The following is a 20,909-nucleotide window of genomic DNA, read 5'->3' on the forward strand; positions in this document are numbered from 1 at the left end:
CGCCGTGGCGCTGCCGCCGATCCGACCCGAAGAGGACACCCCATGCGCATCAGTGCTCGCTCCGCCCTGGCCGGAACCGTCCCCGCGGTGCTGCTCGTCACCATGGCGGCCTGTTCCTCCGACTCCGGGTCCGGCTCCGGCGACGGTGGCGGCAACGGCGGCGAGATCGTGCTCATCACCCCCACGCCCATCGGCTCGAACAACTTCCTGCAGTTGGCCCGCGAGGGCGCCGAGGCCGCCGGCGAGGCCAACGACGTCGACGTCGAGGTGTACGAGAGCACCGACCCGGCCAGCATCCAGCAGAACATCGACGCGGCCGTCCGCGACCGCGTCGACATCGTCGTCGGCGTGTCGTTCAGCGTGCAGGACCAGTTCGCCACCTCCGCGATCGACAACCCCGACCAGCAGTTCCTGCTCGTCGACGCCTGCCCGGACGAGCAGCCGGCGAACCTCTCCTGCGCGGTCTTCCGCGAGCACGAGGCCAACTATCTGGCCGGCGTCGAGGCAGGCCTGCTCACCCAGAGCGGCGCGGTCGGGGCCGTCGCCGCCGTCGACGACCCGTTCGTGCACCGCTGGATCGACCCGTTCTTCGCCGGCGCGCAGAGCGTCAACCCGGCCGTGACCACCACCGTGCAGTACGTCGGTGGCGACAACCCGTTCGGCGACGTCGCCCGGGCCAAGGCTCAGGCCGAGATCATCGCCGGCGGCGGCGCCGACTACGTGAACGCCGCCGCATCCGGCGGCAACTCCGGGGTGTTCGAGGCCGCGGCCGAGAACGGCATCTTCGCCTTCGGTGTCGACACCAACCAGTGCCCGCTGTCCCCCGGTGTCATCGTCGACAACTCCCTCAAGCGCGTCGACGTCGCGCTGCAGTCCGCGGTCGAGGAGATCCTCGGCGGCAACGCCGGCGGTTTCCAGTCGTACGGACTGGCCGAGGACGGTGTCGGTCTGACCGGCCTGCAGGAGGGCGTCGAGGACAGCGAATGCCTCATCGCCGACCACCCGGAGATCCTCGAGCAGGTGGCGGCGGTCCGCGACCAGATCGTGTCCGGTGAGATCGTCGTCGCGGACCCGGTCGAGGCGGGATGACCAGTCCCGCCGTCGAGCTGGTCGGCATCGGCAAGCGGTTTGGCACGGTCGTCGCCAACGACGACGTCCACCTCACGCTGCGCCGCGGCGCCGTGCACGCCGTCATGGGCGAGAACGGGGCCGGCAAGTCGACCCTGATGTCCGTGCTCTACGGGCTGTACCGGCCCGACAGCGGGCACATCGTGCGCGACGGCCGGCGGGTGGAGTTCACCAGCCCACTCGACGCCATCGCCGAGAAGCTCGGCATGGTGCACCAGCACTTCCGGCTGTTCGAGTCGATGACGGTCGCCGAGAACGTCGTGCTCGGTCAGGAGCCGCGCCGGTCCGGCTTCGGCCGGCGCGGCCTGATCGATCGCGACGCCGCCGCGGCCAGGGTGCGTGACCTGGCCGAGCGCTACGGCCTCGTGGTGGACCCGCGGGCCCGGGTCGGCTCCCTGTCGGCGGGGGCACGGCAACGCGTCGAGATCCTCAAGGCGCTGCACCGCGAGGCGGAGGTGCTCATCCTCGACGAGCCGACCGCGGTGCTGACGCCGGGCGAGGTGCGCTCGCTGTTCTCCGTCATCCGCCGGGCCGCCGACGACGGCGCCACCGTCGTCCTGGTGACCCACAAGGTCCACGAAGTGCTCGACGTCAGCGACGAGGTGACGGTGCTGCGCGACGGCAGGGTCACCGCCCACGTGCACACCGCCGACACCACTGCCGGTGAGCTGGTCACGGCCATGACCGGCCGCGAGGTCGTGCCGGCCCGCAACACCGGCACGGGGGAACCGGGCGAACCGGTGCTCCAGGTCGAGCACCTCGCCGTCAGCGACGGCGAGCGCACCCTCGTCGACGATGTGTCACTGACGGTGCGCCGCGGCGAGATCGTCGGCATCGCGGGGGTGTCCGGCAACGGCCAGCACGACCTCGTGGCGACGCTGCTCGGCACGCACCGCGCCGCCGCCGGGACCGTCCGGATCGCCGGTCACGACGGCACCGCCGTGTCGGTGCGCGACCGGCGGGCTCTGGGGGTGGCCGCCATCCCCGAGGACCGGCGCGGTGAAGGGACCGCCGTCACGCTGTCGGTCGCCGAGAACCTGGCCCTGGGCCACCACCGCACCCCGCCCATCGGCTCCAGCCGTGGACTGCGCCGTGGCTGGATGTCCGGCCGGGCCGTCCGCGACTCGGCGCGCCGGCTGATCGCCGAGCACGACATCCGCACCGCCTCCGAGCAGTTGCCCGTGGGCACGCTGTCCGGCGGCAACGCGCAGAAGCTGGTGGTCGCGCGCGAGCTGGCGCACGAGGCGCCCCTGCTGATCGCCGAGCAGCCCACACAGGGCGTCGACATCGGCGCCATCGAGGCGATCCACCGCCGGCTCATCGAGTACCGCGACGCCGGCAACGGCGTCCTGCTGGTCTCGCACGAGATCAGCGAGCTTCTCGCGCTGGCCGACCGGATCCTGGTCATGCTGGGCGGCCGGGTCGTCGCGCACTTCGACCGGTCCGAGGCGACCCCGGAGAACATCGGCGCGGCCATGTCCGGCGCCGCGAGCACCACCTCGGCGGTGACGCCATGACCGGCACGGCCACCACCGATCCGGCCACCGAGCCCGCACCCGCCGGCCGGCCGAGCCTGCTGCGCACCGCCGTCCGGCACCCCGCTCTCGTGCCCGTCGGCGCCGTCGTCGTGGCCGTCCTGGTCGGCGCCGTCGTCATGCTGGCGTCGGGGATCGACCCGATCCGCGCCTACACGGCCGTCATCGAGGGCGCGCTGGCCACCGACAACCTCGACTACACGCTCTCGGTGTTCGCGCTGATCTGCGGCATGGCGCTGGTGTTCGCCATCCCGCTGCGGATGGGCGAATACAACCTCGGCGGCAACGGCCAGGTGGTGCTGGGCGGCATCACCGCCGCCGCGGTGGGGCTGTACGCGCCGCTGCCCGGCGTGCTGCTGGTGGCCGTAGCGATCCTGGCCGGCGCCGCCGCGGCCGCGGTGTTCGCGGCCATCTCCGCGCCGTTGTCGGAGCGGCTGCGCATCCCGGTCATCATCTCCACGCTGTTGCTGTCGCCGATCGCCGTCGCGTTCGGCTCGTACCTGGTCCGGTTCCGGATGACCGACACCGGCTCCGGGGTGTCCCAGACGCCGCGGCTGCCCGACGCCGCGCACCTGGGGTCGCTGGGCGACCTGCGCTACGCGAACGTCGGGCTGATCCTGGTGCTGCTGGCGCTGCTGGCGTTCTGGCTGGTCGATTCCCGGACGGCGGTCGGCTACGAGTTGCGTACGCTGGGCGCCAGCCGGCGGTTCGGCGCGTACGGCGGCGTGCACATCGGCCGGCTGAACCTGGGCGCCATGGCCGCGGCCGGCGCCGTCGCCGGTCTGGTCGGCGCGATCATGGTGCTGTCGCCGCCGTACCGGTTCATCGACGGCGCGCTGACCGCGCCCGGGTACACGTTCGCCGGGGTGGCCGCGGCGCTGCTGGCCGGTGGCCGCCCCGCGCTGCTGCCGCTGACCGTCGCGGTCTTCACGATCCTGCAGGTCGGCGGCTCCGGCATGGAACGCGACGCCGACGTGCCGCGGCAGCTGTCCGACGTGCTGCAGGCGGTGGTCATCATCGTCCTTGCGCTGCGGACGGTGGTCGAGGCACGACGCGCGCGAGCGGGGAGGTCCGGGTAGATGAACGTCCTGGAATGGGGCTTCGTCGCCGCGGTGCTGACCGCGACGACGCCGGTCCTTCTGGCGGCGCTGGGCGGTGCACTGTGCGCCCAGGCAGGCGTGTTCAACATCGCGCTCGAGGGCCAGATGCTGTGGGGCGCGTTCGCCGCCGTCGTCGGCTCGCACTACTCCGGCAACGCGTGGGTGGGTGTCGGTCTGGCGCTGGTCAGCACCGCAGTGTTCTCCGCCATCCTGGCGGTCGGCTCCCCACGGTGGGCGGCCGATCCGATCATCCTCGCCATCGGCATCAACCTGCTCGCGGTCGGGCTCACCGGCTACGGCATCCGGGTGCTGTTCGACGTGTCCGGCACGTTCTCGCCCGACGGTCTGCAGGGTCTGGACCGGATGTCGTTCCTGTCCGATGTCCCGGTGCTGGGCACGGTGCTCGGACGGCAGTCCCCGCTGGTGCTGCTGGCCATCCTGCTGGCGCTGGGCCTGGCGTTCTGGGTGAACCGCAGCGCCACCGGGCTGCGGTTGCGCGGCGTCGGTGAGCATCCGGAGGCCGCCGGCAGCCTCGGTGTCGACGTCCAGAAGTACCGCACGACGGTGGTGCTGGCCGCCGGTGGGCTGTGCGGGCTGGCCGGGGCACAGCTCTCGCTGGGCAACGTCACCGTCTTCACCGAGAACATGACGGCCGGCCGCGGCTGGATCGCCGTCGCGGCGGTGATGCTGGCGGCGAACCGGCCGGCCTGGGTGCTGGCCGCCTGCCTCGGCTTCGGCGCCGCCGAGGCGTTCGGGTTCCGTCTGCAGGGTGTCGGCGCGCCGCAGCAGCTCGCCGACGCCGCGCCGTACATCGTCACCTTGGTCGTGCTGGTGGCGACCCGGCTGCGCTGGCTGCGCCGGACCAGGGAGGTGGCCGTATGACGCTGCCGAACCCGATTCTCGACCGGTCGGTCGTCCTGGCCGACGACGGCGGCAGCGTCGCCGTCCTCGACCGCCGGGTGTTCCCGGCCGAGACGTCCTGGGTGACCTGCAGGACGCCGCAGGACGTCGCCGCGGCCATCCGCGACATGGTGACGCAGTCGTCCGGGCCCGCCTACGCCGCGGCGGCGGGGATGGCGCTGGCCGCGCACCAGGCCGCCGGCCTGCCGCTGGCCGACGCGCGCGATCGGCTGGCCGCGGCCGGTGCGGCGCTGGCGACCGCCCGGCCCACCAACAGCCATCCCCGCATCGTGGTGGAGGGCATCCTGGCCGCCACGGCAGCGGCCGGTTCCACCGACGAGCTGGTCGAGGCCGCCGTCGACGCCGCCCGGGCCGCCGACGACGAGTACCGCAGCCGCAGCCGAGCCCTCGGTGCGGCCGCCGCGGACCTGCTGCCCGACGGAGTCCGGGTGCTGACCCACTGCTGGATGGACGGCTACCTCATCGAGCTGGTCCGCGCGGCGCACGAACGCGGCCGGCGCTATCGCTGGGTGGCCACCGAGACCCGCCCCTACCTGCAGGGCGCCCGGCTGACCGCGCACACGCTGGCCGAACTGGGCCAGGACGTCACGCTGATCACCGACTCGATGGCCGCCGCCGCGCTGGCGCCGGACTCGACGCTGGGCCGCGTCGACGCCCTGGTCACCGCCGCCGACCGGGTCGCCATGGACGGTTCGGTTGCGAACAAAGTCGGAACGCTGGGGCTGGCCGCCGCGGCCCGGCACTTCGGGGTCCCGTTCTACGCGCTGGTACAGGCGCCGGACCCCACCACCGCCACCGGCGCGGACATCGTCGTCGAGGAGCGCGACCCGGCCGAGGTGTTCGCCACGCTCGGCCGGCGCACCGCATCGCCGCTGCTTTCCCAGGCGTGGTACCCGGCCTTCGATGTCACACCGCCGGAGCTGGTCACCCGCATCGTCACCGACCGGGGGCCGTTCGCTCCGGACCGGCTCGCGGACTACTCGACGCACGACCCCACCCCAGGAGAGGCATGAGCGAGACCCGTCACGTCATCTACGACACCGACACCGGCATCGACGACGCGCTGGCACTGCTGTACCTGGCCGGCCGGCCCGACGTGGATCTCGCCGCCATCACCACGGTCTACGGCAACACGCCGATCGACGCGGTGGTGCCGAACGTCGGGCACGTGCTCGAGCTCGCCGGGCTGCCGGACGTGCCGGTGGCGGTCGGTGCCGCGGGCCCGATCGTGGGCGAGGCACGGATCGCCTCGCACGTCCACGGCGTCGACGGGCTCGGCGACGTCGTCGCGGACAAGACCCCGCCGCGGAACATCGTCGACGGCAGCGCCGCGCAGTACCTCGTCGATCTCGCCCGCGAACGGCCCGGCTATTACGACCTGTTGCCCGTCGGCCCACTCACCAACGTCGGGCTGGCCCTGGAGATCGAGCCAGAGCTCCTGACGCTGTTCCGCTCGGTCGTGATCATGGGCGGCTCCGGACCGTTCCCGCCGCTGGGCGTGACCCAGATGGTGGACGCGAACATCCACAACGACGCCGAGGCCGCCCGCCGGGTGGTGCATGCACCCAGGAACCGGCTGGTCAGCGTGGGCGTGAACGTCACCGCGACGACCGTCGTCGACGAGGCCGCCGTGGCCCGCCTGCACGCGTCGGGCACCACCTGGGGCGAGTTCTCGGCCGCCGTCCTGGAGTCGTACATGAACTTCTACCAGTACGCCTGGGGACGCCGGGTGTCCCCCGCGCACGACGGCCTGGCGGCCGGGCTGCTGCTGCAGCCGGACTGGATCACGGCCAGCCGGACCGGCCCGGTGGACATCACCTCCGACGGCTTCTTCGTCCGGGCGCACCTGATGGAGACCGCCGACGGCGACCCGGTGCCCTGGCTGGCCGAGCCGACGCCGGACACCGTCGTCGTCACCGACGTGAACCGCGAGGCGTTCCTGGACGACTTCCTCGGCATCCTCACCACCGGGGGCGAGCCGACCCGGTGACCGCGACGTATCCGCTGCTCGAGGCCGGCGACGTCGTCGACTACCTACGACGGTGCGGTCTCGACCGGCTGCTCGGAGACGGCCGCGCGGAGGTCCGCGACGTCACCGGCGGCAACATGAACCGGGTCTTCGTGGCGCGGGCCGGCGGCCGCGGCGTCGCGGTCAAGCAGGCACCGCCGTGGGTGCAGGTGGCCGGTCCGGACTGGCCGGCCAGCCCGGACCGCATCGCCGCCGAGGCCCGCGCGTACGGCTACCTCGCCGGCCTGGTGCCGGACATCGTCCCAGTGGTTCACGCCTTCGACGCGTCGTCGTACGTGCTGGTCATGGAGGACCTGTCGGACCTGCGGGTGCTGCGCGACGTGCTGGTCGAGGGCGTGGGTGCGGCGGCTGCCGGTACGGCTGCTCCTGGCGAGCCGGACGCCGTCGGCCTCGGGGAGGCGGTCGGCCGGTTCGTCGGCGAGCTGACGTTCGCCACCAGCGACCTCACCATGACGGCGGCGGAGCGGGCCGCGCTGACCGCCGCCGCCGTGAACCCGGACCTGTGCCAGCTCACGCTCGACGTCCTGCTGGACGAGCCGTACCGGCCGCACGAGCACAACCGGTTCGACCCGGCCCTGCGCGCCGACGTCGAGGCGATGTACGCCGACGACGCGCTGAAGGTCGCGGTGTCCGAGCTGCGATCGGTGTTCCGCAGCCGGGCGGAGGCGCTGATCCACGGTGACCTGCACACCGGCTCGGTCATGGTCGGACGGCGAGACGGCGCGGCCGCGGTGAAGGTGTTCGACCCGGAGTTCTCGTTCGTCGGCCCGATCGGGTTCGACCTGGGCCTGTGGTGGGCGAACCTGGCCATCGCCGCCGCGGCGGCCCGGGCGAGCGGCCGCACGGACCTCGCCGACGCCCGGCAGGCCGCGGTGCGGGCCAGCTGGGACGCGTTCGAGCGGGTGTGGCGCTCGCGCTGGCCGTCGCGCGTGGACACCGCCTTCGCTGACGGCTACCTGGACAGCTGGTTGGCCCGGATCCGCCGCGAGGCCGTCGGTTTCGCCGGTATCGAGGCGGTGCGCCGGGTGGCCGGGTACTCGCACGCCGCCGACCTGACGACCCTGCCCGACGACGTGCGCGTACCGGCTCAGCGCCGGGTGCTGCGCGCCGCCGTCCGGTGGATCACCGAGCATGCCGCTGCTACGTCGGCGGCCGACCTTCCCAACGTCCCGACGGAGGAACCGTGACCGTATCCATCCGCGCGCGCACCGTGGTCCTCGACCTGGAGGGCACCACCAGCGCGGCCGGCTTCATCCTCGGCGACCTGTACGACTACGCCCGGCCGCGGCTGCTGGGCTGGCTGCGCGACCACGCCGACGACGAGGCCGTGTCGGCTGCCCGGGCGCAGACGGTCGCCGACGGCGGGCTTCCCGCCGACGCCAGCGACGAGGACGTCGTCGCCGTCCTGCACGCCTGGATGAACGACGACGTGAAAGCCACCCCGCTGAAGACCCTGCAGGGCCAGATCTGGGCCGAGGGGTTCGCCCGCGGTGAGATCACCTCGCACTTCTTCGACGACGTCATCCCGAAGCTCCGGGTCTGGCACGCGGCAGGGGTCGGGCTGGCCGTGTTCTCGTCCGGCTCGGTCACCTCGCAGCGGCCGTGGTTCGCCCACTCACCCGACGGCGACCTCAGCCCGCTGATCACCGCCTACTTCGACACCGTCAACGCCGGCCCGAAGAAGGTGGCCACGTCGTACGACGCGATCGCGGCCGCGTTGGCGGTCCCTGCGGCGGAGCTGGTGTTCTTCTCCGACCACCCGGATGAGCTGACGGCGGCGACGGCGGCCGGCTGGCAGGTGGTGGCGTTCGCCCGGCCCGGTGAGCCGTGGGGGTCCGCCGACTTCGGCGCGGCGCCGGTCGTAGCGTCGTTCGACGAGGTGGAGGTGACCCTGCCGTGAGCGAGCCGTTCCTGCCGCCACAGTCCTCCATCGACCGCGCGGGCGCCGAACTGGCGGCCGAGGCGGCCCGGTTCGCCGGGCTGGGCTGGATGCGCGGCACCTCCGGGAACCTGTCGACGGTGCTGAACCGCGACCCGCTGCGTCTCGCCGTCACCGCGTCCGGCCTGGACAAGGGTGAGCTGACGTACCACGACGTCGTGGTGGTGGACGCGGACGGCGCGTCGGTGCCCGGCCAGCGGCGCCCGGATGCCGTCCCCTCCGCCGAGGCCGGCCTGCACGCCCGGATCGCCCGCGTGACCGGCGCCGGCGCGGTCATCCACGTGCACGCCATGGCCGCGGTGCTGGCCGCCGAGTACTGGCCGGAGGGTGTGCTGCTCAAGGACCTCGAGATGCTCAAGGGCATCGGGCACCTCGCCCACGACGAGGAGGTCGTCGTCCCGGTCATCCCGAACGGCCAGGACATGGTGGCCGTCGGCGACGCCTTCGAGGCGGCCCACGTTCCTGGCGTCCCGGGTGTGCTGCTGGCCCGGCACGGCTTCTACGGCTGGGGCGCCGACCTGCGGCAGGCCCGCTGGCACGTGGAGATCCTCGAGTGGCTGCTGCGGTTTCAGGTGGCGCTGCACACGGGGAATGACTCCGGGGGTGCGCGCACTTAGGATAGGTGGAGCCCCGGAGCATCACTTGTGTTCCGACGTGTCTGCCCGGTGAGTGGGTAGCTGGTTCGGCGGTCGGCCTTGACCGTCTCCAACGGATCCTTCCTGCTTCGATGGAGACCCCGTGGCGACATCCCCGCACCGAACGCCTCACGCTGCCCGCCGGTCCGCCCGCGCCGCGGCCGTGCTCCTGACCGGCGCTGTGGCTGCCGTCCTGGCCGGCTGCGCCGACGACGGCGACGACGCCGACCCCGCTGCCGCGAACGGGGACCCGCCGGGCGGCGCCGCGCTGGCCGAGCCGATCGCCGTCGACAACTGTGGTTTCGAGATCACCGTCGACGAGCCGCCGCAGCGGGTCGTCACCATCAAGTCGACCTCGACGGAGATGATGCTCGCCCTCGGGCTGGGCGACCGCCTGGTCGGCACCGCATTCGCGGACGGCCCGCTGCCGGACGAGTACTTCGGCCAGCTGGACGACGTCCCCGTCATCTCCGACAACGTCCCCGGCCAGGAGGCGCTGCTCGACGTCGAGCCCGACTTCGTCTACGGCGGCTGGGAGAGCAATTTCGCCGTCGACACGGCCGGCGAGCGTTCCTCGCTGGCCGACTTCGGCATCACCACCTACGTGTCCCCGGCGGCCTGCCAGGATCCCGCCTACCAGCCGGACCCGATGACGTTCGACGAACTGTTCGCCGAGATCCGCGAAGTGGCGTCGTTCTTCGGCGTCAGCGACCGGGCCGACGAACTGGTCGCGGAGCAACAGGTGCTGCTGGAGCAGGTGGCCGAGCCGGGGGCCGGGCTGACCGCGCTGTGGTACAGCTCCGGCGAGGACGCGCCGTTCGTCGGCGGCGACATCGGCGCACCGGCCATGATCATGCGCGAGCTCGGCGTGGAGAACATCTTCGCCGACCTCGACGCCACCTGGTCCAACGTCAGCTGGGAGCAGGTCATCGACCGCGACCCGGACGTCATCGTCCTGGTCGACGCGGCCTGGAACACCGCCGACAACAAGATCGAGATCCTGGAGAGCAATCCCGCGACCGCCGCGCTGCCGGCCGTCGCCGAACGGCGCTACCTGCGGCTGCCGTTCCCCGCCTCCGAGGCCGGGATCCGCAACGCGCAGGCCGTCGTCGACCTCGCCGGGCAGCTGACCGAGCTGGGACTGTGAGCACGACCGCGGATCCCGGGACGACCACGCGGCCGGCACCGCCCGCGTCGTCGTCCTCACGGGGCGCGGCGCGGGTCCGGACGGCCGCCTGGACCGCCGGCATGACGGTCCTGCTGATCGCCTCGATCACGCTGGCCGTCGTCATCGGCTCGGCCGACATCCGTCCGCTGGACGTCTGGCGCTCCATCGGGGACCACCTCGGGCTGACGTCGTCGTCGTTGTCGCAGCTGCGCGACGGGATCGTGTGGGAGCTGCGGCTGCCCCGGGTGCTGACCGCCGCCGCCGTCGGCGCCGCCCTGGCCCTGTGCGGCGCCGTGATGCAGACGCTGACCCGCAACCCGCTGGCCGACCCGTACCTGCTGGGGCTGTCGTCCGGTGCGTCGGTCGGCGCCGTGCTGGTGTTGGTGCTGGGCGTCGGCTGGCTGGGGCTGCCGCTGGCCGCGTTCGCCGGCGCGTTGCTGGCGCTGATGGTGACGTTCGCACTGGCCAACCGGCGCGGTGAGCTGGCGCCCACCCGGACGGTGCTGGCGGGGTTGGCCGTGTCGTACCTGTGCTCGGCGGCGACGTCGTTCGTCATCTTCTGGTCCGCCACCGGCGACTCCTACCGCGAGATCCTCAGCTGGCTGCTCGGTTCACTGGGCGGGGCGTCGTGGACCGACACCGCCATCGTGACGGTGGCGGTGCTGGTGGTGAGCACGGCGCTGGTGTCACGCAGCCGGACGCTGGACGCGTTCGCGTTCGGCGACAGCACCGCGGCGACGCTGGGCATCGACGTCAACGTCACCCGGTGGACACTGCTGACGCTGGTAGCTCTTCTGACCGGTGCCGCGGTCGCGGTCAGCGGTGCCATCGGGTTCGTCGGCCTGATGTTGCCGCACGCCGTCCGGTTCGTCGTCGGCGCCGGGCACCGCCTGGTGCTGCCGCTGTCGGCGCTGGCCGGCGCCAGCTTCATGATCTGGGCCGACACCCTGGCCCGTACCCTGTTCGACCCGCGGGAGCTGCCGGTGGGCGTGGTCACCGCGTTCCTCGGCGCACCCGCGTTCGCCGTCCTGCTCCGCCGCCGGAAGGTAGGCCGATGACCGTCACCGAGACCCCTGTCCTGCGTACCGTCGCACCGGTCGCCGAGGCGCCGCCGCTGCGGGTGACCGACGTGTCCTGGTCGGCGGACGGCACGCTGATCGTCGACGGCGTCAGCCTGGCCGTCCGCCCCGGCACGCTGACCGGGCTGCTCGGCCCCAACGGGTCGGGCAAGAGCAGCCTGTTGCGGGCAGTCGGCGGCACCAACCGGCCCGACGGTGGTGTCGTCCGGCTCGGCGACGACGATTTGCTCGCGATGCGACGCCGCGACCGGGCCCGCCGGGTCGCCGTCGTCGAACAGGAATCGACGACGGACGTGCCGCTGCGGGTCCTCGACGTGGTGCTGCTGGGCCGCACCCCGCACCGTGCCAGCGACGCCGACGACGCGCTCGCCCTGGACAGCCTGGACACCGTCGGGATGCGCGACCTGGCCGACCGCGACTGGCACACCCTGTCCGGCGGCGAACGGCAACGGGTGCAGCTGGCCCGGGCGCTGACCCAGCAGCCCAGCCTGCTGCTGCTGGACGAGCCGACCAACCACCTCGACATCCACTACCAGCTGGCGCTGCTGTCGTTCGTCCGCGATCTGGGTGTCACGTCGCTGGCCGCGCTGCACGACCTCAACCTGGCCGCCGCCTACTGCGACGACGTCGTGCTGTTGCAGCACGGCCGGGTCGCGGCGGCCGGCGCGCCGTCCGAGGTGCTGGTGCCCGAGGTGATCCGGGCCGTCTTCGGCGTCGATTGCGACGTCCACCCGCATCCGCGCACCGGCCGCCCGGTGCTGACGTTCTTCCCGCTAGGGACCTGACCGCGGGCGCTCTCAGGGGGTGAGTTTCGGCAGCACCTCGCGGCCGAACGTGTCGATCCAGGCGCGCTGGTCCGGGCCGGCCTGGTGGAGGTACACCTGGGTGGCGCCCAGGTCGAGGTAGCGCTGGATCTCCTGCCGGTGCGCGTCGAGGTCGGCGGAGATGTGCACCCGCCCCTCGAAGTCCTCGGGCCGCACCATGCGGGCAAGCTGTTCGAAGTCGTGCGGCGAGCGGATGTCCGCCTTGGAGAAGCGCATGCCGCCGTTCGGCCATTCGGCGACGGCCTGGGCAGCCGCGTCGTCCGGGTCCGGAGCCCACGACAGATGCACCTGCACGATCTTCGCCAGCTGCGCCGGGTCCTTGCCGACCGACCGGGCGCCCTCGTCGAAGCGGGCGAACAGGCCGGCCACCTTCTCCGGCGTGGTGGCCACGGTGATCATGCCGTCGCAGGTGGCGCCGGCGCGGCGAGCGGTGACCGGGCCGGACGTCGCCACGAAGACGGGCGGCGGCGCGGCCGGCATGGTCCACAGCCGGCTGCGTTCCAGCGTGAAGAACCGGCCGTCGTGGCGGACGTCGCGGCCGGTGAAGAGCTTCTGGATGATCTCGATCGCCTCGAACATCCGGGCGATCCGCTGCGGCGCCTCCGGCCAGTACCCGCCCACGACGTGCTCGCTGACGGCCTCGCCGGATCCGATGCCCAGCCAGTGCCGGCCCGGGTACAGCTGCTCCAGCGTGGCGGCGGCCTGCGCGACCAGCGCCGGGTGCCAGCGAAACGACGGACAGGTGGCGCCCACGCCGACGCTGCCGCGGGTGCGCTCGGCCATAGCGGTCATGACGTTCCAGACGAAGCCGGCCTGACCCTGATGTGGCGTCCACGGCTGGAAGTGGTCGTCAGCCATGACGCCGTCGAACCCGGCTTCCTCGGCCGCGACCGTCAGTGCGACCACCTCCGACGGCGCGAACCGCTCCAGCATCGCCGAGTACCCGACCGGCGCCAGTCGTGCCGTCATGTTTCCCTCTCATCCAGCTCATCGCGCGACGGGACGTCGGCGCTCGCATCGCGATCCCAGCGCGGCGGCCCCGAACGATCTCGGATCGGAGATGGCGCCATGATGACCTAATCCAACCGCATGCCAACAGTCATCTGTCGAGCGTCCCCAGCGTGGACCCGTATCGAGCCGGCGGCCTTGTACTCGATGTCGGCGACAGTCTCGTGTGGGCAGCTGCGGAACACAGTGAGGCGAAGCACTTGGTCTTGACCAGGCCGGGCGCTACGGGATGCTTTGCCCCCTGACCACAACACGCTGCGCCACGGCGTGACACCAGATCGGTGCCGCCCAGCAGGTGTTGAGGTCCGGTGCGGTGAGGCCGGGGTTCAGCAGGTCCGGATGCCATTGCCCGCGGCAGGCTCCGCTTATGCCCAGACCGCGCATGAGCCGATCTACGGTGCAGGTCGCCACCTCCTGGCCGCTCCAGAGCAGCCTGTGGGTCATTTGCGGCGGCTGTCGAGGCCTTCCGGGCGCCGGTGTCGCGTCGGCCTGGTTCAGCCGGCGCGGCATGGTCTCCGGCCCGCTTCTAGCTGTCGGCCCTCGCCTCGGCCAGTGCGATGGCCCCCGCCGGGTAGTCGTGCTGATCGCAGCGGGGCCTCCGCAGCGTCCACTTCTTCACCGCAGAGAGGATCGTCTTGGGCATCTCCTGGACCAAACCGGAGCGATTCCACACACGTGAAAGCTCACGACGCGGTCAGTACGGTGGCGTGTCGTCCGGATCGGGTGGCTGGCCGGCGCGGTCGCTCTGGTCGCCGGCGGTGTCATGGTGGTCGGCGTCGTGGGGTGGTTTTGCGGTCGGGCTGGTGGGGCCAACTGGTTCGGGTGGTTTCCGGTAGGTGTGTGCCCGGTGGGGCTGGTCCACACGGTGGTGCCGTCGGGCTGCTGCTGCACGCGCCAGCGGCCGCGGTGTTTGAGCAGGTGATGGGTCCGGCACAGTGGCTGGCAGTTGCAGGCGGTGGTGGGGCCGCCGGCGGCGTGGGCGACGACGTGGTCGATGTCGCAACGTGTCGCGGGGTGGTGGCAGCCGGGGGTGCGGCAGGTTCGGTCGCGCAGGATGACGTGGTCGATGAGTGCTTGGGTGGGTCGGTAGCGGGTGTGGCCGTGGTCGAGGTACCGGCCGCTGGCCGGGTCGGTGCCCACCCACTGCCAGATCCCGGCCGCGGCCAGATGCCTGCCGATGTGGGCCGGGATCGGGCCGTAGCCGTCCAGGTGCGCAGGTTCGTCGCTGAGCCCGGCCAGTGACCCGAACGCGAACGTCACCTGCACCGCCACCGCCCGCCCCTGCGCCGACGCGAGCGGGATCGCCACCCGCCCCCGCGACGAGGAGGAGCCGGCCACCCCCGGCAACGACGCGCCAGCCTCGCCCGTGCCTGGTGGTCCCGCGGTGTCCGGCGGCGGAGGCGTAGCCCCGGCACCGGCCGGTGAGAGGTCCAGCCACGTCCCGGGCGTGTCGTCTCCACGATCGCAGCGGCAGGCACAGCCGAGCCGATGCATCATCCCCGTCGCGGACGTGCCCGGGACCGTGGACACGACCGGATCTGGGCCCCCACGCGGGGTCGGGTTCGGGTTCGGGTGTGGGCCGGGGCCGATGTGTTGGATGTCCAGCGCCGCCCACGCCAACGCCGCGAGCGCGTCCGCGCGACACTGCGCCACCGTACGAACCGGCTGGCGTCCGGCGCCACGGTCACCACGCTTCAGGGTGCCGGCCGCGGCATCCAGGACCGTCTTCACCGCCATCGCATCCTCCGCCGGCAAGAACGCCTGCAGATACGCCATCGCATCCGCCGCCGGCGTGATCGTCACATCACGACGCTCCCGCGCTTCCCGGCACCGCTGCTCGGTCTGGACCGGCGCCAACTCGTGCAACAACTGCTGGGTGCGGCGCCGCAGCGCCACCGAGTCCAACGCCGCCGCCACCGGCAACACCGCCGCGTCCACCCGCCGCCGCACCTGCTCGTCCTGTCCACCCAACTCGCCGGTGATCACCTTCGCGCGACGCTCATCGATCAGCCCGCCCGCCAGCGCCTGCTGGGTGGCGGGAAAGTCCTGCACCAGTTGCACCGCGTGCCCGATCAGGTTCTCCGCCTGCCGGGCCGTCGTCACCGTCCTCGCGGCGACCTCGACCGCGGTGTTCGTGACCGGATTCACCGATCGATACCCACACCGTTCGGGTTGCAGTTCCGGGCGGGCGGTCAACTCCGCCAACGCCGCCGCCTGCTGTGCCTGCGCCCAAGAGATCAGCCGGCCCCACCCCGCCACAGCCTCCACCACGTCATACGTCGACACCGCCCGCACCTGCACCGCCGCCAGGACCTCGGCCAGCTCCGGCCCCGGCGACACACCCTCGACCGGCACCCTGCCGTCGACGTCACCGTCGGCGGCGTCGTCGTCAACGGCCGCGTCGTCGTCGAGCAGGGCAATCAGCGCGTCGTCGAGAACCCCGTCCGGCAACACGCCACCAGCCACATCGGCGTCACCGTCGGGCAGCTCGTCCGGGTCGAAACTCACCCATGCCCCGGTCCGCGGATCGCAGGCCACCAGACCCGCCGCCGCGGGATCAGCGTCCCGCAACGATCCACCCAGACCACCGTTTCCGAACATACGAACGACCCTAACAGCACCCACCGACAACATCTCCGGAGCAAGCTTCCCCGAACGGAACCAGCGCACTGTGACGCGGCCCGGAACCCACTACCCCAGCCACGCAGCCAGACCGGCCCATCCGATCCCCCGCACCGACACCACCCGCAGCCCCGGGCTCCACCCGGACGAATCAACCCACCGCGGCGGGTCCTCGACTCCCCGCCCTGGCCACCCGGCCCGGCTGCCTCATCGGGTCGCTGTCCCACGCAGTACGGCCAGGGCCGCCGCGCTGAGCCGGGCTACGTCGGCGTCGTCGTTGCGGAGGACGGCTAGACCGCGGGCTGCCCGCAGCACACCGCGGGCGGCGCCTTCGCGCGGGCCCTCGTCGAGCGTCTCGATGTCGCTGACCTTGGCGAAGCCGACGATGCGACGCACGGCTTTCGCGGCGGCGTAGCCGGCGGCGTCGTGGCGCACTTCGGCGAGCAGTAATTCCAGCATGTCGTCGCCCCAGACCCGTGGGTCCAGGCGCCGCGGCCACAGCGCCCGCAGCTCCGTCTCGAACGCCCGCCACAGCCGCTCGGGCAGCTCTGCCAGGAGTACCGCCGCTCGCGCGTCGTCGCCCAGAGCCGTGGAACGGGCCGCGGCCAGCAGCAGGTTCGCCCATACGGCGCCGAGGTCGAACGCGATGGGCCCGTAGAAGCCGAACTCGCTGTCGAACGCCCGCACCGACGCCGGCAGTCCGTCACCGGCGGCGCGGACGAACACCGAACCGGTGTGCAGGTCGCCGTGGATGAGCGCCTGCGCCCGGGTCATGAACGCGAACTTCAGCAGCCCGATCTCGCGCAGCAGCTCGCGGTCGGAGCGCAGCGCGTCGACGTCGGCCTTGTTGGCCGGCAGCACCCGGTTGTGCTCATGGTCGATGTACGGTTCGGTGAACACGAGATCCTCGGTGATCTCGCACAGTTCGGGGTTCACCGCCGCCGCGACCACCCGCTTCTGCTCCAGCGGATCCAGTCCGAGCACCGAGGTGCCGAACGCGACCCGGGCGACGTAGCGGCCCAGCTCCGCGGCGGCGTACTCGTGCGGCCGGCCGGCGTTGAGCTCGCCGCGCCAGACCACGTGGTCGGACAGGTCTTCGATGGCCAGCACGTAGTGGGCCCGGTCGAAGTGGTACAGCGCCGGGACGTGCCCGGGGTCGATCGCCTGGTGGCGGCCCAGGATGAGCGCCTCGCGGGCTGAGCGCTCCCGTGTCATCGGCCAGGACGGGTCGGTGCGCACGTGCGGCAACGACTGCTTGAGCACCAGGGACGCGCCGTGGGCGTCACGCACGACGAAGACCAGGTTGAGGTTGCCGTCGCCGACCTCGACCACCGGCTCCAGCGCGCCGACGTCGACACGTCCGGCCAGCTCCGGCACCGACGCCAGGTACGCCGGGACCGTCTCGGCGCTCAGGTTCTGCCAGTCCGGCATGCGGTCTCCTCCTACGCTCGCACCGATCTGCCGTATGACGGTACGACGCCGGCTCGACGGAAGACTCGGCAGTAGGCCACCAAACACCGTGACGGGCGGTCCGGGGGTGTCCCAATTCCGCCGAACCGCCCGTCATCCTGCGTGCCGAGCTGCGCTACACGCGGCCGCTCAGCTCCGCGGCTCGCGCCGCGTCTGGTCCAGTGGCAGGTGCACGAGGGCCGACCCGCCGGGCGCGGCCTCACCGTTGGCCAGCGCCGCGACCTCGGCCGTGGTGGCGGCCCGGTCGAGGAACCAGACCTCGTCGACGGCACCGAGGAGCTGGTTGGCTCCGTCCAGTCGCTGCGCGACGTGGAGACCGGCGGTTGCGTCGGCGGTCACCGAGCCGGGGATCGCAGCGGTGGTGGCCGCGGCCACGCCGTCGACGTAGAGAGTGATCGCGTCCGCGGAGCGCACCAGCGCGACGTGGTGCCAGGCGCCGTCGGCGAACGCGCCGGGAGCGGCCAGCGAGGTCGACGACAGGTCGGTGTCGATCAACGCGCGGATCCGGCCGGCACCGGGCTCCAGCCGCACCCAGAACTGGTTGCGATTGCCGCCGACGCCGAACGCCCACAGCAGCGACTGGTCGGACTGCGCGTCGCTGCGGAACCACGCCGCGGCGGTGAACGGTCCGTCGCCGACATCGAGCCGGGACGTCATCGGGACCGCGACATGCTCGCCCGTGGTGAACTCCAGCGCACCGGCGACGACACCGTCGACGGCATCCGGCGTACCCGTCACCACACCGTGCTGGTCGCCCCCGGACGCATCCGGTGTGATCACCGGCGGCGGGCCGGGTATCACGCGGTCCAGCAGCGGGGTCGGCACGCTCGCGTAGGTGATGCGCTCGTAGGTGCCGGAGTCGCCGTTCTCGTAGAGCACGCCGAGGGTGCGCCGGTTGGCGTCGACCAGGTCGGAGTACGCGGCCGGCCCGTCGTGCAGGGTCAGGCCGTCGCGCCAGGTCGCACCGGCGTCAAAGCTGTAGCGCAGGGTGAGGTCCCGCCGGGCGGACGGGTCGGCCGGGCCGGAATACACCAGCCGGTCGTCCTCGCGGGGCAGGCGCAGCACCGAACCCTGCACCACCGGCGTCACCAGACCCTCCACCAGCTGGTACGGCGCGTCGAAGGACTCGCCGCCGTCGCTGCTGGTGGTGGAGCCGCGGGTGCCGACGCTGCTGCCGTTCTGGTCACGGGCGTTGAAGTACAGGGTGCCGTCGGCGAGCTCGGTGACGGTGTTCTCGTTCGGGTTGAGCACGCCGTTGAGCGGGGTGTCGATGCCGCCGATCCGCCAGCTCAGGCCGCCGTCGTCGCTGTAGAGCGAGTGCGCGCCGTAGTACTTGGCCTCCTGGCCGGTGTCGCTGGAGCCGGGAGCCGGGCTGGTGGAGTGGTTCGCGGGCGCGACGAGCCGGCCGGCGTGCTCACCGTGCTCGAGTGCGATGGCGTGCAGCGGACCGGTGGCGTACCAGCGCCATTGTGGCAGCTTCGTGTCGGCGGTGATGTCGACCGGCTCGGACCAGCTGACGCCGTCGTCCGTGCTGCGCTGGACGAAGACCCGGCGGCTCTGCTCGGCCGTGACCTCGCCGCGCATGATCTCCGCCTCTGAGGCGTCGCCGGCGTTGTGCGTGCTGAGCAGCACGATGTCACCGGTGGCCGGGTCGACGACCGGTGTGGGGTTGCCGAACACGTTGACGCCGTTGTCGCCGACCACCTGCAACGACCCCCAGGTGCGGCCGCCGTCGGACGAGCGGCGCAGCACGAGGTCGATGTCGCCGGTGTCGCCGCCACCGGCGACGCGGCCTTCGGCGAAGGCGAGCAGAGTGCCCTCATCGGAGCGGATGATGGCGGGGATACGGAACGTGTCGTACCCCTCGGTACCTGACTCGAAGACCACTGTCTGGCGGATGCCGCGAGTTTCGGCGGCCCCTGCCGCCGGACCAGCCGCGGCCAGGACGGTGGCTGGGAGCGCGGCGGCCAGCAGTACAGCGCTGGCTGCCACGATGCTGCGCGGGCGAGCCGATGTCACCACGAGAATCCTCCTTCGTTGGAGCCGTCCCCGTGGAAATTCATCCCACATCACATATGGGATATGTGTCAAGAATGTGTCCGTGCCCTTGACTGTCCGGACTCGGACTTGTTCTATATCCGACATCCCACTCATCTCAACGGAGGCCGACATGACCCAGCTGAGCCGACGACGTACGCTCGCCCTGGGCGCGGCCACCGCCGCGGCAGCCGGCACTGCCTGGGCGGGCGCCACCCTTCCCGCCGGTGCTTCACCGGCCCAGGCGAATTCCGCGGCCGGCGCCGGAGGCCGGCGCCCGGTCTGGACTCAGCTGCCGGACGTGCCCGCCAACACCACCGACTGGCACGACGCCATCCCCGTGGGCGAGCCGTACTGGGGCGCGCTCGGACTGGCCGGCCCGCTCGCCGGCGCACACGGCGACCACCTCATCGTCGCCGGCGGTGCGAACTTCCCCGAGCCCGCCCGCACAGCCACCAGGGCGAACACGCTGGGCAAGGTGTACTGGACCGACGCGTTCATCCTGCATCGCGGCCGCGACGGTGAGTACCGCTGGCTCGACACCGACCTGCACCTTCCCGATGCCGTCGGCTACGCCGCCACGATCAGCACCGATGACGGCGTGCTGGTGATCGGCGGCGAGGGATACCGCGGCGGTCCCGGCGGCACCGCCCAGCGCCCGGTCGAGCTGTTCGCCGACGTCTACTACCTGCGCTGGAACGCCACCGGACGGACGCTCGAGCGTGAGAACCTCCCCGACCTGCCGCGGCCGATGTCGTACGCCGTCGCTGGAATCGTGGATGACGTCGTCTACGTCGCGGAAGGCGCCGACTTCGTCGCCCTTGACCTCGCCCGGCCCGATCGCGGCTGGACCACGCTGCCCACCTGGCCGGGCGACCCGCGCACGGTCGCCGTCGGCGCCGCCCAGGACGGCCGGTTCTACCTGCTCAGCGGGCGCGCCAAGCACGCGGACGGCAGCTGGACGCTCTACCGGGACGCCTACGCCTACGAGCCGCGCCGCCGGACCTGGCGGCGGGTGGCCGACCTGCCGTGGTGTGTCACGGCCGGGCTGGCCCATCCGGTCGGCCGCACCGGTCTCGTCGTGGCCGGCGGCGACCGGGACGTCGACCGCTGGAACCTCATCCAGCACCATGCCGCGCTGCGCGACGCCGCACCGGCCGGATCGGCCGAGTGGACCAAGCACAACGACATCGTCAGCTGGATCTACGACCACCACACCGGCTTCAACGTCGACCTGCTGCGCTACGACACCCGCCGCGACCGCTGGCAGGCCGACGGGCACTTCCCAGGCCCGCCGCCGGCAACGACGCCCGCGGTCGACTGGGACGGTGACCTGGTGGTCGTCAGCGGAGAGATCGGCCCCGGGATCCGCACGCCCCGGGTCTGGTCCGTCCGGTTCTAGCGACCAGGTAGG

Annotated in this window: 17 protein-coding genes; 13 read left to right on the plus strand and 4 right to left on the minus strand. The window is 72.4% G+C overall.

The window, feature by feature from the left end; all coding sequences use genetic code 11:
- The first annotated feature begins 42 nt into the window (after nt 1-42).
- The 12 genes from JIAGA_RS0122705 to JIAGA_RS0122760 all read left to right on the plus strand — a co-directional run bounded on the left by JIAGA_RS0122705 (nt 43) and on the right by JIAGA_RS0122760 (nt 12,319).
- Complete coding sequence (locus JIAGA_RS0122705) at nt 43-1,089, plus strand: BMP family ABC transporter substrate-binding protein (protein ID WP_051426416.1); 1,047 nt, start codon at nt 43-45, stop codon at nt 1,087-1,089.
- Nucleotides 1,086-2,645: an ABC transporter ATP-binding protein gene (locus JIAGA_RS0122710; RefSeq protein WP_026877417.1), complete on the plus strand. Its 1,560-nt coding sequence runs from the start codon at nt 1,086-1,088 to the stop codon at nt 2,643-2,645. Before JIAGA_RS0122705 ends, JIAGA_RS0122710 begins: the two co-directional genes overlap by 4 nt.
- Nucleotides 2,642-3,742, plus strand: coding sequence for an ABC transporter permease subunit (locus JIAGA_RS31825; protein WP_084469978.1), 1,101 nt, complete (start codon nt 2,642-2,644; stop codon nt 3,740-3,742). The genes JIAGA_RS0122710 and JIAGA_RS31825 overlap by 4 nt, the downstream gene beginning before the upstream one ends.
- On the plus strand, nt 3,743-4,645 hold the full coding sequence (locus JIAGA_RS0122720; protein WP_026877418.1) for an ABC transporter permease: 903 nt from the start codon (nt 3,743-3,745) through the stop codon (nt 4,643-4,645).
- A complete protein-coding gene (locus JIAGA_RS0122725) occupies nt 4,642-5,697 on the plus strand; it encodes a s-methyl-5-thioribose-1-phosphate isomerase (protein ID WP_026877419.1) in 1,056 nt (351 codons plus the stop codon). Before JIAGA_RS0122720 ends, JIAGA_RS0122725 begins: the two co-directional genes overlap by 4 nt.
- Nucleotides 5,694-6,674: a nucleoside hydrolase gene (locus tag JIAGA_RS31830; protein WP_051426417.1), complete on the plus strand. Its 981-nt coding sequence runs from the start codon at nt 5,694-5,696 to the stop codon at nt 6,672-6,674. The genes JIAGA_RS0122725 and JIAGA_RS31830 overlap by 4 nt, the downstream gene beginning before the upstream one ends.
- The gene (mtnK, locus tag JIAGA_RS31835) at nt 6,671-7,900 is read left to right on the plus strand and encodes an S-methyl-5-thioribose kinase (RefSeq protein WP_051426418.1); all 1,230 of its coding nucleotides are present in this window, start codon (nt 6,671-6,673) and stop codon (nt 7,898-7,900) included. Before JIAGA_RS31830 ends, mtnK (JIAGA_RS31835) begins: the two co-directional genes overlap by 4 nt.
- Complete coding sequence (mtnC, locus tag JIAGA_RS0122740; RefSeq protein ID WP_026877420.1) at nt 7,897-8,613, plus strand: acireductone synthase; 717 nt, start codon at nt 7,897-7,899, stop codon at nt 8,611-8,613. Before mtnK (JIAGA_RS31835) ends, mtnC begins: the two co-directional genes overlap by 4 nt.
- Nucleotides 8,610-9,269, plus strand: a complete 660-nt coding sequence (gene mtnB / locus JIAGA_RS31840; RefSeq protein ID WP_211239804.1) for a methylthioribulose 1-phosphate dehydratase — start codon at nt 8,610-8,612, stop codon at nt 9,267-9,269. The genes mtnC and mtnB overlap by 4 nt, the downstream gene beginning before the upstream one ends.
- A gap of 121 nt (nt 9,270-9,390) precedes the next feature.
- On the plus strand, nt 9,391-10,434 hold the full coding sequence (locus JIAGA_RS0122750; RefSeq protein WP_026877421.1) for a putative F420-0 ABC transporter substrate-binding protein: 1,044 nt from the start codon (nt 9,391-9,393) through the stop codon (nt 10,432-10,434).
- A complete protein-coding gene (locus tag JIAGA_RS0122755) occupies nt 10,431-11,513 on the plus strand; it encodes a putative F420-0 ABC transporter permease subunit (RefSeq protein ID WP_026877422.1) in 1,083 nt (360 codons plus the stop codon). Before JIAGA_RS0122750 ends, JIAGA_RS0122755 begins: the two co-directional genes overlap by 4 nt.
- Nucleotides 11,510-12,319 (plus strand): ABC transporter ATP-binding protein, encoded by an 810-nt coding sequence (locus tag JIAGA_RS0122760; protein ID WP_084469980.1) that lies wholly within the window; start codon nt 11,510-11,512, stop codon nt 12,317-12,319. The genes JIAGA_RS0122755 and JIAGA_RS0122760 overlap by 4 nt, the downstream gene beginning before the upstream one ends.
- A gap of 12 nt (nt 12,320-12,331) precedes the next feature.
- Here JIAGA_RS0122760 and JIAGA_RS0122765 read toward each other — a convergent pair whose 3' ends face one another.
- The 4 genes from JIAGA_RS0122765 to JIAGA_RS0122785 all read right to left on the minus strand — a co-directional run bounded on the left by JIAGA_RS0122765 (nt 12,332) and on the right by JIAGA_RS0122785 (nt 19,480).
- On the minus strand, nt 12,332-13,327 hold the full coding sequence (locus JIAGA_RS0122765; RefSeq protein ID WP_026877424.1) for a TIGR03557 family F420-dependent LLM class oxidoreductase: 996 nt from the start codon (nt 13,325-13,327) through the stop codon (nt 12,332-12,334).
- A 654-nt stretch (nt 13,328-13,981) separates the two neighbouring features.
- The gene (locus JIAGA_RS33435) at nt 13,982-15,967 is read right to left on the minus strand and encodes an HNH endonuclease signature motif containing protein (protein ID WP_026877425.1); all 1,986 of its coding nucleotides are present in this window, start codon (nt 15,965-15,967) and stop codon (nt 13,982-13,984) included.
- Nucleotides 15,968-16,195: 228 nt separating this feature from the next.
- Complete coding sequence (gene mtnK / locus JIAGA_RS0122780; protein ID WP_026877426.1) at nt 16,196-17,419, minus strand: S-methyl-5-thioribose kinase; 1,224 nt, start codon at nt 17,417-17,419, stop codon at nt 16,196-16,198.
- Nucleotides 17,420-17,587: 168 nt separating this feature from the next.
- Nucleotides 17,588-19,480, minus strand: a complete 1,893-nt coding sequence (locus tag JIAGA_RS0122785; RefSeq protein WP_026877427.1) for a sialidase family protein — start codon at nt 19,478-19,480, stop codon at nt 17,588-17,590.
- Nucleotides 19,481-19,628: 148 nt separating this feature from the next.
- On the opposite strand from JIAGA_RS0122785, the gene JIAGA_RS31850 reads away from it, so the two are divergent.
- On the plus strand, nt 19,629-20,897 hold the full coding sequence (locus tag JIAGA_RS31850; RefSeq protein WP_051426419.1) for a galactose oxidase: 1,269 nt from the start codon (nt 19,629-19,631) through the stop codon (nt 20,895-20,897).
- Nucleotides 20,898-20,909: the final 12 nt, after the last annotated feature.

Origin of the sequence: Jiangella gansuensis DSM 44835 (assembly GCF_000515395.1) — a bacterium.
In the GTDB taxonomy this organism is placed as follows: Bacteria; Actinomycetota; Actinomycetes; order Jiangellales; family Jiangellaceae; genus Jiangella; species Jiangella gansuensis.

Bases quoted from the DNA above. Each gene is read 5' to 3' on its own strand.
- mtnK (WP_026877426.1), bottom strand. From the start codon at position 17,419: ATGCCGGACTGGCAGAACCTGAGCGCCGAGACGGTCCCGGCGTACCTG.
- JIAGA_RS33435 (WP_026877425.1), bottom strand. From the start codon at position 15,967: ATGTTCGGAAACGGTGGTCTGGGTGGATCGTTGCGGGACGCTGATCCC.
- JIAGA_RS31825 (WP_084469978.1), top strand. From the start codon at position 2,642: ATGACCGGCACGGCCACCACCGATCCGGCCACCGAGCCCGCACCCGCC.
- JIAGA_RS0122765 (WP_026877424.1), bottom strand. From the start codon at position 13,327: ATGACGGCACGACTGGCGCCGGTCGGGTACTCGGCGATGCTGGAGCGG.
- JIAGA_RS0122725 (WP_026877419.1), top strand. From the start codon at position 4,642: ATGACGCTGCCGAACCCGATTCTCGACCGGTCGGTCGTCCTGGCCGAC.
- JIAGA_RS0122720 (WP_026877418.1), top strand. From the start codon at position 3,743: ATGAACGTCCTGGAATGGGGCTTCGTCGCCGCGGTGCTGACCGCGACG.
- JIAGA_RS0122760 (WP_084469980.1), top strand. From the start codon at position 11,510: ATGACCGTCACCGAGACCCCTGTCCTGCGTACCGTCGCACCGGTCGCC.
- JIAGA_RS31850 (WP_051426419.1), top strand. From the start codon at position 19,629: ATGACCCAGCTGAGCCGACGACGTACGCTCGCCCTGGGCGCGGCCACC.
- JIAGA_RS0122705 (WP_051426416.1), top strand. From the start codon at position 43: ATGCGCATCAGTGCTCGCTCCGCCCTGGCCGGAACCGTCCCCGCGGTG.
- JIAGA_RS0122710 (WP_026877417.1), top strand. From the start codon at position 1,086: ATGACCAGTCCCGCCGTCGAGCTGGTCGGCATCGGCAAGCGGTTTGGC.
- JIAGA_RS31830 (WP_051426417.1), top strand. From the start codon at position 5,694: ATGAGCGAGACCCGTCACGTCATCTACGACACCGACACCGGCATCGAC.